Source organism: Microbaculum marinisediminis, assembly GCF_025397915.1.
GTDB lineage: Bacteria > Pseudomonadota > Alphaproteobacteria > Rhizobiales > Tepidamorphaceae > Microbaculum > Microbaculum marinisediminis.
In genome coordinates this window covers 16,726-33,761 of sequence record NZ_JALIDZ010000001.1, presented here as the reverse complement: position 1 = coordinate 33,761, position 17,036 = coordinate 16,726, and the positions used below count along the sequence as shown (strand labels likewise).

General features: G+C 68.3%; 17 protein-coding genes. 10 read left to right on the top strand and 7 right to left on the bottom strand.

The window, feature by feature from the left end:
- Nucleotides 1-7: 7 nt before the first annotated feature.
- The 9 genes from MUB46_RS00175 to ribB all read left to right on the top strand — a co-directional run bounded on the left by MUB46_RS00175 (nucleotide 8) and on the right by ribB (nucleotide 9,082).
- Entirely contained in the window at nucleotides 8-1,789 is a 1,782-nt protein-coding gene (locus tag MUB46_RS00175) for an acyl-CoA dehydrogenase (RefSeq protein WP_261613838.1), read from the top strand.
- Between the two features lie 77 nt (nucleotides 1,790-1,866).
- Nucleotides 1,867-2,733, top strand: a complete 867-nt coding sequence (locus MUB46_RS00170; RefSeq protein WP_261613837.1) for an SDR family oxidoreductase — start codon at nucleotides 1,867-1,869, stop codon at nucleotides 2,731-2,733.
- A gap of 87 nt (nucleotides 2,734-2,820) precedes the next feature.
- Nucleotides 2,821-3,747, top strand: coding sequence for a histone deacetylase family protein (locus tag MUB46_RS00165; RefSeq protein WP_261613836.1), 927 nt, complete (start codon nucleotides 2,821-2,823; stop codon nucleotides 3,745-3,747).
- Between the two features lie 37 nt (nucleotides 3,748-3,784).
- Entirely contained in the window at nucleotides 3,785-4,042 is a 258-nt protein-coding gene (locus MUB46_RS00160; protein ID WP_261613835.1) for an exodeoxyribonuclease VII small subunit, read from the top strand.
- Between the two features lie 327 nt (nucleotides 4,043-4,369).
- Nucleotides 4,370-5,191 (top strand): enoyl-ACP reductase FabI, encoded by an 822-nt coding sequence (gene fabI / locus MUB46_RS00155; protein WP_261613834.1) that lies wholly within the window; start codon nucleotides 4,370-4,372, stop codon nucleotides 5,189-5,191.
- 4 nt (nucleotides 5,192-5,195) lie between these two features.
- Entirely contained in the window at nucleotides 5,196-6,197 is a 1,002-nt protein-coding gene (locus MUB46_RS00150; RefSeq protein ID WP_261613833.1) for an NADP-dependent oxidoreductase, read from the top strand.
- Nucleotides 6,194-6,796 carry a histidine phosphatase family protein gene (locus MUB46_RS00145; protein WP_261613832.1) on the top strand — a complete coding sequence of 201 codons (603 nt, stop codon included), beginning with the start codon at nucleotides 6,194-6,196 and terminating at the stop codon, nucleotides 6,794-6,796. The genes MUB46_RS00150 and MUB46_RS00145 overlap by 4 nt, the downstream gene beginning before the upstream one ends.
- Nucleotides 6,797-6,870: 74 nt before the next feature.
- Nucleotides 6,871-7,959 carry a chorismate synthase gene (gene aroC, locus MUB46_RS00140; protein ID WP_261613831.1) on the top strand — a complete coding sequence of 363 codons (1,089 nt, stop codon included), beginning with the start codon at nucleotides 6,871-6,873 and terminating at the stop codon, nucleotides 7,957-7,959.
- A 16-nt stretch (nucleotides 7,960-7,975) separates the two neighbouring features.
- Entirely contained in the window at nucleotides 7,976-9,082 is a 1,107-nt protein-coding gene (gene ribB / locus MUB46_RS00135; RefSeq protein WP_261613830.1) for a 3,4-dihydroxy-2-butanone-4-phosphate synthase, read from the top strand.
- Between the two features lie 17 nt (nucleotides 9,083-9,099).
- Here the strand turns inward: ribB and MUB46_RS00130 are convergent, their stop codons facing one another.
- Nucleotides 9,100-9,567, bottom strand: a complete 468-nt coding sequence (locus MUB46_RS00130; RefSeq protein WP_261613829.1) for an Lrp/AsnC family transcriptional regulator — start codon at nucleotides 9,565-9,567, stop codon at nucleotides 9,100-9,102.
- 180 nt (nucleotides 9,568-9,747) lie between these two features.
- On the opposite strand from MUB46_RS00130, the gene ald reads away from it, so the two are divergent.
- Nucleotides 9,748-10,866, top strand: coding sequence for an alanine dehydrogenase (gene ald / locus MUB46_RS00125; RefSeq protein WP_261613828.1), 1,119 nt, complete (start codon nucleotides 9,748-9,750; stop codon nucleotides 10,864-10,866).
- A 62-nt stretch (nucleotides 10,867-10,928) separates the two neighbouring features.
- Here ald and MUB46_RS00120 read toward each other — a convergent pair whose 3' ends face one another.
- The 6 genes from MUB46_RS00120 to MUB46_RS00095 all read right to left on the bottom strand — a co-directional run bounded on the left by MUB46_RS00120 (nucleotide 10,929) and on the right by MUB46_RS00095 (nucleotide 17,030).
- Entirely contained in the window at nucleotides 10,929-12,989 is a 2,061-nt protein-coding gene (locus tag MUB46_RS00120) for a vWA domain-containing protein (RefSeq protein WP_261613827.1), read from the bottom strand.
- Complete coding sequence (locus MUB46_RS00115) at nucleotides 12,986-13,522, bottom strand: RNA polymerase sigma factor (RefSeq protein WP_261613826.1); 537 nt, start codon at nucleotides 13,520-13,522, stop codon at nucleotides 12,986-12,988. Before MUB46_RS00115 ends, MUB46_RS00120 begins: the two co-directional genes overlap by 4 nt.
- Nucleotides 13,523-13,575: 53 nt before the next feature.
- Nucleotides 13,576-13,878 carry a hypothetical protein gene (locus tag MUB46_RS00110; protein ID WP_261613825.1) on the bottom strand — a complete coding sequence of 101 codons (303 nt, stop codon included), beginning with the start codon at nucleotides 13,876-13,878 and terminating at the stop codon, nucleotides 13,576-13,578.
- A gap of 86 nt (nucleotides 13,879-13,964) precedes the next feature.
- Nucleotides 13,965-15,029, bottom strand: coding sequence for a class I SAM-dependent methyltransferase (locus MUB46_RS00105; protein ID WP_261613824.1), 1,065 nt, complete (start codon nucleotides 15,027-15,029; stop codon nucleotides 13,965-13,967).
- A gap of 17 nt (nucleotides 15,030-15,046) precedes the next feature.
- Nucleotides 15,047-16,291, bottom strand: a complete 1,245-nt coding sequence (locus tag MUB46_RS00100) for a class I SAM-dependent RNA methyltransferase (protein WP_261613823.1) — start codon at nucleotides 16,289-16,291, stop codon at nucleotides 15,047-15,049.
- Nucleotides 16,284-17,030: a TlyA family RNA methyltransferase gene (locus MUB46_RS00095; protein WP_261613822.1), complete on the bottom strand. Its 747-nt coding sequence runs from the start codon at nucleotides 17,028-17,030 to the stop codon at nucleotides 16,284-16,286. Before MUB46_RS00095 ends, MUB46_RS00100 begins: the two co-directional genes overlap by 8 nt.
- Between the last annotated feature and the right edge of the window lie 6 nt (nucleotides 17,031-17,036).

The window sequence follows — 17,036 nt, the reverse complement described above, 5'->3', positions numbered from 1 at the left end:
GGTTCGCTTGAGCTATCGCGCCCCGGTGTCCGACATCGCCTTCACCTTGCGCCATATCGCCGGTCTCGACGGCGAACTGGAGCGCGGCACCTTCGGCGATCTCAGCGCCGACCTGGTCGACGCCGTGCTCGAGGAGGCCGGCCGGTTCGCGAGCGAGGAGATCGCCCCGCTGAATGCGCCCGGCGACAAGTTCGGCACGCCGCTACGGGACGGCGCGGTCACCATGCCGCCCGGCTGGAAAGAGGCCTATGCCAAGTGGATCGAGGGCGGTTGGGCGAGCCTGACGGGCCCGGAGGACTTCGGCGGTCAGGCGTTGCCGATAGCCCTGTCGATCGCCACCCAGGAGATGTGGAATTCCGGCTCGATGGCCTATGGCATCGGCCCGACGCTGACCTTCGGCGCCATCGAGGCGCTTCATACCCACGCGTCGGATGAGCTGAAGCAAACCTATCTGCCCAAGCTCGTCTCCGGCGAATGGATGGGTACCATGAACCTGACCGAGCCGCAGGCCGGCTCGGATCTCGCCCTCCTGCGCGCCCGCGCCGAGCCGCGCGGCGACGGCACCTATTCGATCAAGGGCACCAAGATCTTCATCACCTACGGCGAGCACGACCTGACGGACAATATCGTCCATCTGGTGCTCGCCCGCCTGCCCGACGCGCCGACCGGCACGCGTGGTATCTCGTTGTTCCTGGTGCCGAAGTTCCTGGTCAACGACGACGGCTCGCTCGGTGAGCGCAACGACGTCTGGTGCCAGAGCGTCGAGCACAAGCTCGGCATCCACGCCAGCCCCACCTGCGTCATGGCCTTCGGCGACAACGACGGGGCGGTCGGCTGGCTGGTCGGCGAGGAGAACCGCGGCCTCAATTGCATGTTCACGATGATGAACAACGCCCGCCTTTCCGTCGGCATCCAGGGCGTCGCGATCGCGGAGACCGCCTATCAGCAGGCGCTGGCCTATGCCCACGAGCGCAAGCAGGGCCGGGTGCCCGGCATGAGCCAGGACGAGGCCGTGCCGATCGTCGCCCATCCGGACATCAAGCGCACGCTGATGACCATGCGCGCGCTGACGGCGGCCGCCCGCGCGATCTGCTACGAGACGGCGGTGGCGACCGATCTCGCCCATCGGTCCGCCGACGAGGCCGGGCGCAAGGCCGCGCAGGAGCGCGCCAATCTGCTGACCCCGCTCGCCAAGGCGTTCTCGACCGATATCGGCGTCGAGGTCGCCTCAATGGGCGTGCAGGTCCACGGCGGCATGGGCTTCATCGAGGAGACGGGCGCGGCCCAGCACCTGCGCGATGCCCGCATCGCCCCGATCTACGAGGGCACCAACGGTATCCAGGCGATCGATCTCGTCACGCGCAAGCTGTCGATGTCGGGCGGCGCGGCGGTGACGGCCTTTATCGGCGATCTGCGGGAGGTCGTCCGTCAGGTGGCCGAGGCCAACCACCCCGCCTTCGGCCGCATGGGCGATCGCCTCGACGCGACCATCGACGCGCTGGAGCGGGCGACGACGTGGATGTTCGAGGCGCTGAAGAGCAATCCCGATCACGCGCTCGCCGGTGCGACGCCCTATCTGCGGCTGATCTCGCTTGCCGGCGGCGGCGCCGCGCTTGCCCGTGGCGCGCTGATCGCCCATGGGCTGGACGCGAGCCCGGCCAACGCGGCACGCATCGCCACCGCCCGATTTTTCGCCGAGAATGTCTGCCCTGCGGCGGACGGCCTGGCGGAAACGGTCGTCGGCGGTGCCGACACGGTGCTCGATACCGACGCCGCGCTGGCGTCCTAGGCAAGTTCCGCAGTCGCGGGGATTCGCGGAGCAGGTGGAGAACCTGGCAGGAAAAAGCCGGGTCGGGAGGAACCGCAATGACGACGCTTCAGGGCAAGACCCTCTTCATCACCGGTGCGAGCCGCGGCATCGGTCTCGCCATCGCCCTGCGTGCGGCGCGCGACGGGGCCAATGTCGCCGTGGTGGCCAAGACCGCCGACCCGCATCCCAAGCTTCCCGGCACGATCTTTACCGCGGCCGAGGAGATCGAGGCCGCCGGCGGCAAGGCCCTGCCGGTCGTCTGCGACATCCGCGAGGAAGACCAGGTCAAGGACGCCGTGGCGAAAGCCGTCGATCGCTTCGGCGGCATCGACGCCTGCGTCAACAACGCCAGCGCCATCTCGCTGACCGGCATCCTCGAGACCGACATGAAGCGCTTCGACCTGATGCACCAGATCAACGCGCGCGGCACCTTCATGGTCTCCAAGTACTGCGTTCCGCATCTGGAGCAGGCGGAGAACCCGCATATCCTGATGCTGTCGCCGCCGCTCGACATGAAGACCAAGTGGTTCGCCCCGCACACCGCCTATTCGATGGCGAAGTTCGGCATGAGCATGGTGGTTCTGGGGCTTGCCGGCGAACTGAAGGCCAGGGGCATCGCCGTCAACGCGCTGTGGCCGCGCACGACGATCGCGACCGCCGCCGTCAGGAACCTGCTCGGCGGCGACGCGCTGATGCAGGCGAGCCGGACGCCCGACATCATGGGCGACGCCGCGCACGCCATCCTGTCGCGGCCCTCCCGCGACTTCACCGGAAATTTCTGCATCGACGACTCGCTGCTCCACGAGGCGGGCGAGCGCGATTTCGACAAGTACCGCGTCGATCCGTCCGTCGACCTGCAACAGGACTTTTTCGTCCCCGACGACAGCGTCGCCCCGGCCAGCCTGAAGAAGGTCGGCGCGTAGGCCGCGAACGGCTTTCCACGCCCTTCACCTACGTCCTGCGAAATTCTAGTTTGACCTCTTGATGACGCCGAGAAAGCAAGCAGCCCCGTGTCGACCCTCTATCTGACCCATCCCGATTGCCTGGACCACGACAACGGCTTCGGCCATCCGGAGCGCCCGGACCGGTTGCGCGCGATCGAACGGGCGCTGGAACACGAGGCGTTCCACAACCTGATTCGCGAGCAGGCCCCGCTCGGCACGCTGGAGCAGGCCGCTCTCGCCCATCCGCAGGCCTATGTGGAGAGGATCGCGGCCGCTGCGCCGGCGGAGGGTATCGTCCAGCTTGATGCGGACACATCCATGTCGCCGGGCAGCCTGCAGGCAGCGCTCAGGGCCGTCGGCGCGGCGACCACGGCCGTCGACGAGGTGATGGAAGGCAAGGTCCGCAATGCCTTCTGCGGCGTCCGCCCGCCCGGCCATCACGCCGAGAAGGTCAAGGCGATGGGGTTCTGCCTGTTCGGAAACGCGGCCGTCGCCGCCTACCACGCCAGGCAAAAGCACGGCGCCGAGCGGGTCGCCGTCGTCGATTTCGACGTCCACCACGGTAACGGCACCCAGGATATTTTCTGGGACGACAAGGACATGTTCTACGGCTCGACGCACCAGATGCCGCTATATCCCGGCACCGGCGCGATTTCGGAGACCGGCGCCGGCAACATCGTCAACGCGCCGCTGCAGCCCGGCGACGGCGGCTCCGAGTTCCGCGAGGCGATGGAGGCCGTGATCCTGCCGGCGCTGGAGCGATTCGCGCCCGATCTCGTGATCGTGTCGGCGGGATTCGACGCCCATGCCCGCGATCCGCTCGCCAACCTCAATCTGGTGGAGCAGGATTTCGCGTGGATAACCAAGCGATTGATGGAAATCGCCGACACCTCCTGCAACGGCAGGGTCGTTTCGCTGCTCGAAGGCGGCTACGATCTCCAGGGGCTTGCGCTTTCGGCCGCCGCGCATGTGCGCGCGCTGATGAGAGCGTGACGGGGCAAGTGTCGACAAGAGGTAGAAGAGGAAAAGAATGACGTCGCGAGTAGCCCCGGTACCGCAGGATATTGCCGATCTGTCCTTCGAGGACGCGCTGAAGAAGCTCGAGGAAATCGTCGAGCAGCTCGAAGGCGGCAACGTTCCGCTGGAGAGGTCCATCGAGATGTATACGCGCGGCGATGCGCTGCGGAAGCATTGCGAGGGGCTGCTGAAGTCGGCGGAAGCGAAGGTCGAGAAGATCGTCGTCAAGGACGGCGGGGCCGCCGGCACCGAGCCGCTCGACGTCGACTAGCCGCGCGTCCCGGGGGCCGGAGCTGGGCGCCCCGACCCGCGTGCCCTGGACCTGATCCAGGGCCCGGGGGCGCATGGCAGGGCCTCGCCGTTTCCCGTCTGGCCCGGACCGGCACCGGGCATCTCCTGCCATCGCCCGGATTACGCCTATTTTCTCAGTTTCTTAGCTGAAATCCGGTGCGGTCTAAGCCTGCGTCGGCGGAAATGGGGCCGGACGTGATCCTGTCCCCACGCGCAGGCGCGGGCACCCGCCTGCGCCTTGCGGTATTCCGACCGCCATGCCATAGGAACCGGCGCGGCGGCACGATTTTTGAGTAGAGGGCAGAATATGAGCGAATCCCGGGGTCTGATGGCCGGCAAGCGTGGTCTCATCATGGGGATCGCCAACAACCGTTCGATCGCCTGGGGCATCGCCAAGGCGTGCGCGTCGGAAGGCGCGAGCCTGGCGCTGACCTATCAGGGCGAGGCGCTGAAGAAGCGCGTCGATCCGCTCAGCCAGGAGCTCGGCGCGACCGTTGTCGGCCATTGCGACGTCACCGACGAGGCGAGCCTGGACGCCGTTTTCGAGGAATGCCGCAAGCTGTGGGGCGGCCTCGACTTCCTGGTTCACGCCATCGCCTTCTCCGACAAGGAGCAGCTCGACGGCCGTTACGTCGACACCACTGCCGACAATTTCAACAAGACGATGTTCATCTCCTGCTACTCCTTCACCTCGATCGCGCAGCGCGCGGAGAAGCTGATGGGAGATGGCGGCTCGATGCTGACGTTGACCTACTACGGCGCCGAGAAGGTGATGCCGCACTACAACGTCATGGGCGTCGCCAAGGCGGCGCTGGAGGCCAGCGTGCGCTATCTCGCCGTCGACCTCGGCGCCAGGAACATCCGCGTCAATGCCCTGTCCGCCGGCCCGATCAAGACGCTCGCCGCCTCGGGCATCGGCGACTTCCGCTATATCCTCAAGTGGAACGAATACAACGCGCCGCTGAAGCGCACCGTTACCATCGACGAGGTCGGCCAGTCCGCCCTATATCTGTTGTCCGACATGGGCCGCGCGGTGACCGGCGAGGTCCATCACGTCGATTCCGGCTACCACGTCGTCGGCATGAAGTCGGTCGACGCCCCGGATATCTCGGTCGTCAAGGACGAATGACGCCATGACAACGAACCGCCTCGTCCGGCTGAGGAGCCGTCCCGTCGGGATGGTCAGGCGCGACGATTTCGAGATCGTCGACGAGCCCGCACGCGACGCCGGCGAGGGCGAGTTCCGCGTCAGGATCGAGTACGTGTCGCTCGATCCGGCCATGCGCGGCTGGATCGCCGCCGGCAAGTCCTACGTGCCGCCGGTCGAGATCGGCGCGGTGATGCGCGGGTTCGCCGCCGGCCACGTCGATCAGTCCAACCATCCCGACTACAAGGTGGGCGATGCCGTCGCCGGCCTGCTCGGGGTGCAGCACTATGCGGTGTCGAAGGGCGAGCGCTGCTTCAAGGTCGATCCCACCAAGGCGCCGCTCGAGCGTTGGATCGGCGGCCTGGGCATGCCCGGCCAGACCGCCTATTTCGGCCTGCTCGAGGTCGGCAAGCCGAAGCCCGGCGAGACCGTCGTCGTCTCCGCGGCGTCGGGCGCGGTCGGTTCGATCGTCGGCCAGATCGCCAAGATCGTCGGCTGCCGTGCCGTCGGTATCGCCGGCGGACCGGAGAAATGCCGCTACGTGGTCGAGGAGCTCGGCTTCGACGCCTGCGCCGACTACAAGGGCGGTAACCTCGCCGAGGAGTTGAAGGCGGCCTGCCCGGACGGCGTCGACGTCTATTACGAGAATGTCGGCGGCGAGATCCTCGATACCGTGCTGCCGATGATGAACCTGTTCGGACGCATCCCGGTCTGCGGGCTGATCTCGGCCTACAACGCCACCGAACCACAGCCTGGCCCGAAGAACCTGCGCTCGATCCTGGTCAACCGCCTGACGATGCGCGGCCTGATCGTCTTCGACTTCCAGGACAGGATGGCCGAGGCCAACGAGAAGCTGGGCCAGTGGCACGCCGAAGGGCGGCTGAGGATGCGCGAGGACGTGCGGGAGGGCGGTATCGAAGCCTTTCCGGACGTGCTCAACCTGCTCTACACCGGCGGCAATTTCGGAAAGCTGGTCCTCAAGCTGTGAGCGAACTGAAGGCGTCTCTCTACCTGATCCGCCACGGCGAGACGGACTGGAACGTCGAGGGCCGACTGCAGGGCACCAAGGATATCGACCTGAACGCCCGCGGCCGCGCCCAGGCAGCCCGCAATGGCACGGTGCTCGCCGGGCTGTTGGAGACCGACGGGCTTGGGGAGACCGATGTCGACTGGGTGGCGAGCCCGCTCAGGCGCGCCCGCGACACCATGGAGATCCTCCGCCGGGAGATGGGCCTCGATCCCGCCGACTACCGCGCCGATCCGACCCTGCGCGAGGTGTCGTTCGGCGAATGGGAGGGCGAGACCCTGAAGGAAGTGAAGGTCCGCGACCCGGAAGGCCATGCCGCCCGCAAGGCCGACAAATGGGCCTATGTGCCCGCCGGCGGCGAGAGCTACGAGATGCTGTCGGCGCGCATCCGGCCCTGGCTCTACGGTCTGAGCCGCGACACGGTCTGCGTCGCCCATGGCGGCATCACCCGCGTCGTCCGCGGTATGCTGGAAGGTATCCCGAGCACGGAGATTCCGGTCACGCTCATTCCGCAGGACAAGATTTACGTCTGGCGCGACGGCCGGGCGGAGTGGATTTGAGCCGTGGCCGGGTCGTTTGACGCCGCCGCGGCCGCCTTCTAGAACGTTTCGGCCACATTCGGACCGCTTCGGCAATGTCACACAACACGTTCGGCCATCTCTTCCGCGTTACCACCTGGGGCGAAAGCCACGGGCCCGCGATCGGCTGCGTGGTCGATGGCTGCCCGCCGCGGATTCCGCTGACCGAGGCCGATATCCAGCCGTGGCTGGACAAGCGCCGGCCCGGCCAGTCGAAATACACGACCCAGCGCCGCGAACCCGACGCGGTGAAGATCCTTTCGGGCGTCTTCACCGACGCCGACGGCGAGCAGGTGACGACCGGCACGCCGATCTCGCTGATGATCGAGAATGTCGATCAGCGCTCCAAGGACTATTCGGCGATCGCCGAGAGCTACCGGCCCGGCCACGCCGATTTCGCCTACGAGGCGAAGTACGGCATCCGCGATCCGCGCGGCGGCGGCCGGTCTTCGGCCCGCGAAACCGCGATGCGGGTCGCCGCCGGCGCCGTTGCGCGCAAGGTCGTGCCGGGGCTGACGGTGCGCGGCGCGCTGGTGCAGGTCGGCCCCCATGCCATCGATCGCGCGCGCTGGGACTGGGACGAGGTCGACAACAACGATTTCTTCTGTCCCGACGCCGGCACCGCCGCGATCTGGGCCGATTATCTCGACGCCGTCCGCAAGGCGGGTTCCTCCACCGGCGCGGTGATCGAGGTTGTCGCCGAGGGCCTGCCGTCCGGCCTGGGCGCGCCGATCTATGCCAAGCTCGACCAGGACGTCGCCTCCGCGCTGATGTCGATCAACGCGGTGAAGGGCGTCGAGATCGGCGCGGGCTTTGCCTCCGCCGCGCTGTCGGGCGAGGAGAACGCCGACGAGATGCGGATGGGCAACGATGGATCGGTCCGCTTCATGTCCAACAACGCCGGCGGGATACTCGGCGGCATCTCGACGGGCCAGCCCGTCGTCGCCCGCTTCGCCGTCAAGCCGACCTCGTCGATCCTGACCCCGCGCCGGACCGTGACCCGTGCGGGCACGGACGCCGAGATTTCCACCAAGGGCCGTCACGATCCCTGTGTCGGCATTCGCGCCGTGCCCGTCGGCGAGGCGATGCTGGCCATAACGATTGCCGACCACTATCTGCGTCATAGGGCGCAGGTCGGCGCCTGAGTTTCGAGGAGCGTAAATGACAGAAGACATGCGCCGCGTCGCTGAAGCGATCCGCGCCTTCGAGCGGGGCGAGATCGTCGTCGTCACCGACGACAACGACCGCGAGAACGAGGGCGATCTGGTCGTGGCCGCCGTCCATGCGACACCGGAGAAGATGGCCTTCATCGTGCGCCACACCTCCGGCATCGTCTGCACGCCGATGGTGCGCGAAGAAGCCCGCAAGCTGCGGCTGGACCCGATGGTCTCCGACAACGACGCTCCGCATGGTACGGCGTTCACGGTCTCTGTCGACTACAAATTCGGCACCACCACCGGAATTTCGGCAGAGGACCGCTGCGCCACCGTGCGCGCGCTCGCCAATCCGAACGCCGGTCCGGCGGATTTCGTCCGCCCCGGGCACATCTTCCCGCTGATCGCAAAGGAAGGCGGCGTTCTCATGCGCTCCGGCCACACCGAGGCGGCCGTCGACCTGTGTCGGCTTGCCGAACTTCCGCAGGTCGGCGTCATCTGCGAGCTCGTCAACGACGACGGCTCGGTGACCCGCGGCGAGCAGGTTTCCGCCTTCGCCGAGACGCATGGCCTGAAGCTCGTCTCCGTCGCCGACCTGATCTCCTACCGCCAGCGCCAGGAGCGGCTGGTCGAGCGCATCGAGGAAGTCCATATCGACACCTTCGCCGGCCCGGCGACCGCGATCACCTATGCGACGCCGTGGGATCCGATGCAGCATCTGGCCGTCGTCTTCGGCGATATCCGAGATGGCCGCAGCGTTCCGGTGCGCCTGCATCTGGAGACGGTGCTCGACGACGTGTTCGGCGCCCACTCCCAGTTCGACGACATGGTCAAGCACATCGCCGAAGGCGGCAGGGGCGTCGTCGTCTACCTGCGCGAGGGATCGGTGGGCGTGGCCCGCGGCCGCAGCCTGCGATCCCGCCACGAGGACGAGGCGCACGCCACCGCCCAGTCCCGCGAGGAGCAATGGCTTGAAGTCGGGCTCGGCGCGCAGATCCTGCGCGACCTCGGCATCTCCACCATTCGCCTGGTCACCGCCACCCGTGCCCGCCACTATGTCGGCCTCGGCGGCTTCGGCATCGAGATCGAGGACACCGAGATCTTCGAGGGCTAGGGCGGCCGGTCGGCGCCCTAGACCGGCAGCGCCGTCGTGCGCTTGACCTCGCGCAGCGCCAGCGTCGAGTTCACCCGCATGACGCCGGGCAGGCGGGTGAGGACGTCCGTGTGGATCCGCTCGAGGTCGGCGGCGTCGCGATAGACGACGCGGACCAGAAAGTCCGACTGGCCGGCGAGCAGGTGGCACTCCGGGATCTCCGGTACGGCCCTGACCGCGGCTTCGAAGGCATCGAGCGCCTGCCGGCCCTGCTGGTCCAGCGTGATGAACACGAAGGCCGTCCCGGGCAGGCCGCAGGCCTTCTGGTCCAGGATCATCGCGTAGCCGGCGACGAGGCCGGAGTCCTCGAGAAGGCGCACCCGTCGCAGGCAGGCGGACGGCGACAGGCCGACCCGGTCGGCCAGTTCCGCGTTGGTCAGCCGGCCGTTCTCCTGCAGGGCGTGCAGGATCGCACGGTCGCGGGCGTCGAGCTCGATATGTGGCATATTATTCGAGCCTTCTCTCTAAACGTGGCGGAACGTTGCGCAAAATAAACAATCCACGGGTGATATTTCAATCACCTTGCGTAACGCCCGTGGCATGCTTTTTTCAATAGCGACGGACAGGCCGCCCGCCCGTTGGGCAGCGCATCGGCGTCGTGACAACCAATTTCGGGAGAATCCGCAATGCTGGTCGGTGTGCCGAAGGAGATAAAGAACCACGAATATCGCGTGGGTCTCGTTCCCTCGTCCGTTCGCGAACTCGTTCATCATGGTCACGACGTCGTCGTCGAGACCGGTGCCGGCGTCGGCGCCGGCCAGTCCGACGAGGATTATGTCGCCGCGGGCGCGACGATCGCCGGATCCGCAGACGAGATCTTCGCCCGGGCCGACATGATCGTGAAGGTGAAGGAGCCGCTGGCGGTGGAGCGCAAGAAGCTGCGGCCCGGCCAGGTCCTGTTCACCTATCTGCATCTGGCGCCCGATGTCGAACAGACCGAGGACCTGATCGCGTCCGGCGCGATCTGCATCGCCTACGAGACCGTGACCAGCCCGAACCGCACGCTGCCGCTGCTGACCCCGATGTCGGAGGTCGCCGGCCGCATGTCGGTGCAGGTCGGCGCCCGCTGCCTGGAGAAGGAGGCCGGCGGCCGTGGCGTCCTGCTCGGCGGTGTGCCGGGCGTGCCGGCGGGCGACGTGGTGATCCTCGGCGGCGGCGTCGCGGGCACCAACGCCGCGCTGATCGCGTTGGGCATGGGCGCGACGGTGACCGTAGTCGACCGCTCCGCCGACGTGCTGCGCCGTCTGGTCGCCGAGTTCGGCACCTCGATCCGCACCATGTTCTCCACCCGCGACGCCATCGAGACGCTCGTCACCGGCGCCGACCTGGTGATCGGAACGGTGCTGGTGCCGGGCGCCGAGGCGCCGAAGCTGGTGACCCGCGAGATGGTCGCCGGCATGAAGACCGGCTCGGTCATCGTCGACGTCGCGATCGACCAGGGCGGCTGCTGCGAGACCAGCCGGCCTACCACCCATTCCGAGCCGACCTACGTGGTCGACGGCGTGGTGCACTATTGCGTCACCAACATGCCGGGCGCGCTTGCGCGCACCTCAACCTTCGCGCTCAACAACGTGACGCTGCCCTTCGCGCTCGCCATCGCCGACAAGGGCTATCGGGTCGCGCTGGCCGAGGACCAGTACCTGCGCGACGGCCTCAACGTCATCGAGGGCATGGTGACCTGCAAGCCGGTCGCCGATGCCCAGGGCCGCGAATATGTGAAGCCGGAAGCCGCGCTGAAGCTCTGACGGGCTTTTTGAGCGCGGCGATCCGAAGGGCGGCCGACAGGGCCGCCCTTTCGTAAGTGCGATCAGTTCCGGTCGAGCGTCTTGGCCAGCCGCACGAGGCCGACGAACTCGCTGCGATAGCCGAACGGATCGGCGCCGCGCGCACCGGCCGCCAGGTCGGCAATCGCGTCGTAGCCATAGTCGTCGACGAACCGGTCGTGGCGCAGCGCCTGGCCGAAGGCCGCGACGCTCGCCGCAAAACGATAGTCGTCGGACAGCGCACCGATCGAGTCGCGCTCCATCGCCGTCGTCACCGGCACGGTGATCCGTGTGGAGGTGTCTTCGTCCGGCAGCTTGTAGCGCAGCTTCAGGAAGGCGTACTCGCCGGAGGTGTCGCCGGACGTGTCGGGTGAGGCGGCCGTCGCCGCGTCCGGGGCGGGTTCGCCGGCCGGGCCATAGCGCAGGTCGTCGACGAGCTGGGCCGGGCTGCCCGCCGGCGTGATCTCGTAGATCGCCGTCACCGTGTGGCCCGATCCGATGTCGCCGGCGTCGATCCGGTCGTTGTTGAAGTCCTGGGTGGCGAGCGCCCGGGTCTCGTAACCGATCAGCCGGTACTCGCTGACGGTCGCCGGATTGAACTCGATCTGCACCTTGACGTCCTTGGCGACGGTGAACAGCGCCGCCCCGGCTTCCTCGACCAGCACCTTCCGCGCCTCGTTGAGCGTATCGATATAGGCCGCCACGCCGTTGCCGTTCTGCGCCAGCGTCTGCATCAGGCTGTCCTGGTAGTTGCCCTGACCGAACCCGAGCACCGACAGAAAGATGCCGCTCTGGCGCTTCTGCGCGATGAAGGTCTTCAGCGCCTCGGGGTCGGACAGGCCGACATTGAAATCGCCGTCGGTGGCCAGAAGCACGCGATTGACGCTGCCTTCGCGCCTGGCCTCTTCGGCCAGCCTGTAGGCCGCCTCGATACCGGCCGCGCCGGCCGTCGAGCCGCCGGGCTGCAACGTGTCGATGGCGTCGAGGATCTTGGTCTTCTCGCTCGCGGACGTCGGCTCCAGCACCGTCCCGGCCTCGCCGGCATAGGTGACGATCGACACGGTGTCGTCGGCCCCGAGCTGGTCGAGCAACATGCGGAAGGCGGTCTTGAGCAGCGGCAGCTTGTCCGGCGCGTTCATCGAGCCCGACACGTCGATCAGGAACACCAGGTTCGTGGCCGGCCGTGCCGTCGGCACGACGTCATAGGCCTTCAGCCCGACATGCAGGAGCTTGGTGTCGGCGTTCCAGGGCGTGGGATAGACCGCGATGTTGGTGGAGAACGGCGTCTCCGCGTCCGCCGGCAGCGGATAGTCGTAGGGGAAGTAGTTGATCATCTCCTCGACCCGCACCGCGTCGCGCGGCGGCATCCGTCCCTCGGTCAGCATGCGCCGCACGAACGAATAGGCTGCCGTGTCGACGTCGACGGAGAAGGTCGAGACCGGCTCGGCCTTGACCGATTTCACCGGATTGGACTCGAAGGCCGTAAAGCTGTCGCGCGCGGCGTCCTGCGTGGCGATCACCTGGTCCGCCGGCGCCTGCGGCAGGATGCCGGGTGCCCGCTTCTCGGCCTGCACCGATCCGCCGGCCGGCGCCGGCCTGCCGGTGAGAGCCGGGTGGGCCGCTTCGTTCGCGGTGACGGCCCGCAGCTGCCCCGGCTCCGGGGCGGGGACGCCGACATCGGCGAGCTGGTCGGTCCTGTCCGGCGCCGGCGGCGGGCTCGGCTGCCCGACGGTCGGCGCCGATTTGCGTTCCGAGACCCGACCCCCGGCGTCGCGGTCTCCGCTGACGATCGTGTGCGGCCCCGTCGGGGCGAAGGGATAGTTTTCGAAGACCTGATAGGCGAGCAGCGCCGCTGCCGGCAGGATCAGTAGCGAGGCCGCGACGGGCGCGGAAATGCGGGTGTGGTCCATGAGCCATCTCCAAGGGTTGCTCCAAGCCCCACCCTTGAGACGACGCCTGTCGCCCGCGCCTTGGCGCTCGCGCGATTTTTCGTCCGCACGCGAAGCGTCGAATGCGGCAAGACCGGCCTGAATCGCTGCCGAACGGGCGTCCGCCGACGGCTCCGGCACGGTCACGTGTTTCAGCTTGTCGAGGTCGTCGGTCATTGCAGTTCGCCTTCGAGCAACGTTTTCAGGCGCCCCTTCGCTTTCGAGATGCGCCAGGCGATGGTGCCTTCCGCGCAGCCGAGCACGCCGGCGGCCTCCGCGTGGCTCAGCCCCTCCGAATAGACGAGCAGCACCACGTCGCGCTCCGCGTCCGGCAGCCGGTCCACGGCGTCCCAGAGGGCATCGGCGGGCGCGTCGCAATCGGCGGCTTGCGCCTGCGTCTCGGCCATGATGGCGAAGTCCGCTGCCCGTTTCTCGCGCCGGGCGCGCGACTTCGCGGCGTCCCGCACCGTGTTCAGCGTCACCCGGTAGAGCCAGCTCGTGAACGCCGAGCGCCCGTCGAACGAGCGGATCGCCTTGCCGAGCTTGACGCAGACGTCCTGGGCGTGGTCCTCGGCCTCGCCGACGTTTCGGCACCATTTGTAGGCGACGCGGAAGATGAACGGATAGTGCCGCGCCAGCAGCGCCGCGAACGCGTCGCGGTCGCCCTGCGCCGCCTGTTCCACCAGAGTCGCGTCGCTCGTTTCGGCCATCTCGACAGTATTAGACGACGGCGTTTGGCAAATCCTTGGCGGGCGGGGCGAATTTATTCCGGCGCCGTGGACCGGTCCCGCCTCGCAGCCGCCGGAACGATCGGCCGTGTCCGCCTGAGCGCGACCCCGAGCCGCCGCCCGAACCGCGGTTCGGCGATACGGATCAGCCTGTCGAGGTGGTTTGATCGTCGTCGGACGGATCTGAGCCAGCGACGCGCCGTCGAGCTGGTCGCGACGAGAAGGGCCAGCCCGAGCGCCATCAGCGGCGCGCCCGTCGGCAGCGGGGTCGGCACGGTGATGGCGCCGGCGATCAGCGCCAGGATGGCGAATGGCTTGAGGACGAGCGCGTAGAGCATCGTGTGACCGCGTTCGCCATATCGGAGATCTCGTTGGCGATTTGCGGACTATGCGTCGGCAATGTGAAGGCCGTGCGGCCGTTCTGTTACGGCTTCTTGAACGCCATGACCTTCGACACGAAGGCCGGGGTCGCGGAGACCGGCTCCAGGCCAGCCTCGCCGAACAGGGCGGTGAGGTCTTCCCGCGTATAGCTCTCGTAGAACGGCTCGTGGAAGCCGCTCGGGAACATCTCCAGCAGGCCGTCGTAGTCGGCCACGTCGCCCAGTTGCAGCGAATCCATGAAGACCAGCGTGCCACCGGGCTTGAGCACGCGGGCAAACTCGCGCGCCACGATGCGGCGGACCTTCGGCGGCAGTTCGTGGTACAGGAAGATGGTCGTCACCACGTCCTGGCTGTCGTCGGGCAGCGGCAGCGCCTCGGCGTTGGCGACGGCGAAGCGGGCGCGTCCGCGGCGCCTGAAGTGGCGGCGGGCCTCCTCGACATAGGGCTCCGACAGGTCGAAGCCTGTCGGCCGCACGCCGGGAAAGGCGTCGGTCAGCGCGCGCAGGAAGCGCCCGGTGCCGCACGCCACGTCGGTCAGGGCGACGGTGCGCTGGTCGCGGCCCTTCAGCGCGGCGTGGATCGGCACCAGCGCCTGGCGGCGCATGGCGTTGGCCGTGCCGTTGAACAGCACCTCGACCTGCAGGTCGTAGATCTTCGCCGACCCTTCCGAGAGGTAGCCGCCCGACTGGTAATGGAAGTTCTGCAGGTAGTAGCGCGGGAAGCGGCCGCGGAATTCCTCCGAGAACACCTCCTGGTGTGCCTCCTCGCGGCGGCGCGTGAAAATCTCCGGCAGGTCGAGGAAGAATGCGCGGCTGCGGTCGAACCGCTCCGGCAGTGCGCCGTCATGGTCGTTCGGCATCGGATAGATACCGGCCTCGACATTGGCGAGATCGCGGGCGAACAGGGCCGCGAGGTCGCGCCACAGCCGGTCGCGGTTCGGTGTCGGCTTCGTCGCGCTGCTCTGTCGCCGGGCGTCCGGGTGTTTCTCCTCGGCCATTCGCCTGAGCCGCCCCATGGCATAGCCGTGGGCCAGATACCAGGCGATGCGCGGGCCCTGACGAAGGCCGTAGCCGGCCCGCAGCCCAATCCGTTCGATCGCGGTCGCCATGCCTGTGCTCCTGATGTTCAGGTATCGCGCGACAGTTCTGCTACGGCCTCAATATGGGGTGAGTACAGGAATTGATCCACCGGTGTGATCCGGTCGACCCGATAGCCGCCGTCGACCAGGGTCTTGAGGTCGCGCGCCAGCGTCGCGGGATTGCAGGACACGGCGACGACCTTCGCGACGTTCGCGGCGGCGATCTCGCGCGCCTGCGCGTCGGCGCCGGCACGCGGCGGGTCGAACACCACCGCGTCGAACGCCGACAGTTCCCCCGCGCTCATCGGCATGCGGGCAAGATCGCGCTTGAGCGTTTCCATCGGTTTCACGCCCCTGGCGCGCCGGGCCGCCTCGGCGAGCGCCGTCAGCGCCGGACCGTCGCCCTCGACGGCCAGCACGCGCACCTGCCGCGCCAGCCTGAGCGCGAAGGTGCCGATGCCGGCATAGAGATCGGCGATGCGGCCGGCGCCGGCGACCGCGTCGCCCACCAGCCGGCCCATGACCGTCTCGGCGCTGGCGGCAGCCTGAAGGAAGGCGAGCGGTGGCAGGGCGATCTGCATCCCGTCGACGGTCACCGTCGGCTCGGCGAAGGTCATGACCGGCTCGCCCGCGATCGAGAGCCGTGCGATCCCCAGTTGCTGCAGCAACGGTGCGGCGAGCGGCGCCAGCGCGGGCGGGCGTGGGCGCGGGCCTTCGAAGGCGACGTCCAGGCCGGTATCGGTCGCGGTGACACCGATGCGGATCTCGCCCTTGAACGGCGTCAGCGGGCCGGCGAGCTTGGCGAGCCCCGGCAGCACATTGGCGATCTCCGGCCGCAGGATCGGGCATTCCTCGATGGCGACGATGCGATGGCTGTGGCGCGCGTGATAGCCGAAGACCGCCTGCTTGCCGACGCGGCGCGCCGCGAAGACCGCGCGCCGCCGCGACCCGGTTGACACCGGCACCACCGGCGCGACGGGGGCCTCGACGCCGCGCTGGGCCAGCGGCACGCGGAGTTGCTCGCGCTTCCAGGCGAGATAGGCCTCCGGCTTCATGTGCTGCAGGGCGCAGCCGCCGCAGGCGCCGAAATGCCTGCAGGTCGGCGCGGTGCGCGCCGGGCTTGTCTCCAGGATCTTCAGCGGCCTGCCGCGGTCGCCCGTGCGCTCGATCTCGACGCGCTCGCCGGGCAGCGTGAACGGCACGAAGACCGTGCCCGTCTCCGTCTCGGCGATCCCGTCGCCGAGATGGCCGAGCCGGGTGATCGTGACCGTTTCGACAGTCGATTTAGCCATGGCCTGCTCCCTTCCGCGCACCGAGCAGGAACTCCTGGTTGCCGTCTCCGCCCGCGATCGGCGAGGCGATCAGGCCGAGGACGGTCCAGCCCTGCGCGGCCAGCCAGTCGGCGATCGCGTGCGCGACCCGCTTGCCCTCGGCCGGATCGCGGACGATGCCGCCCTTGCCGAGTGCCTCGCGGCCGACCTCGAACTGCGGCTTGACAAGCGCCACCAGCATCGCGCCGGGCTCGGCGAGCGCCAGCGCGGGGGGCAGGGCCAGCCGCAGCGAGATGAAACTGACGTCGCAGACGACGACGGCGATCGGATCGGCGATATCGGCGGCCGTCAGCGCCCGCGCGTTCACGCCCTCGTGGCTGACCACGCGCGGATCCTCGCCGACCTCGGGGGCGAGCTGGCCGTGGCCGACGTCGATGGCGTGGATACGCGCCGCCCCGCGCGCCAGCAGGACCTGGGTGAAGCCGCCGGTCGACGCGCCGATATCGAGGCAGGTCTTGCCGGCGACATCGAAGGCGAAGGCGTCGAGACCCGAAACCAGCTTCAGCGCGGCGCGCGAGACCCATTCGAGGGCGGGGTCGTCGACGTGGATGGCCGCGTCGTCGGGGACCGCCGATCCGGGCTTGACGGCCGGGCGGCCGTCGACGCTGACCCGCCCGCGCAGGATCGCGTCGCGCGCGCGCGCCCGGCTCGGCGCCAGCCCGCGCCGCACCAGAACCTCGTCCAGCCGAACGCGAGGCATGGCGGT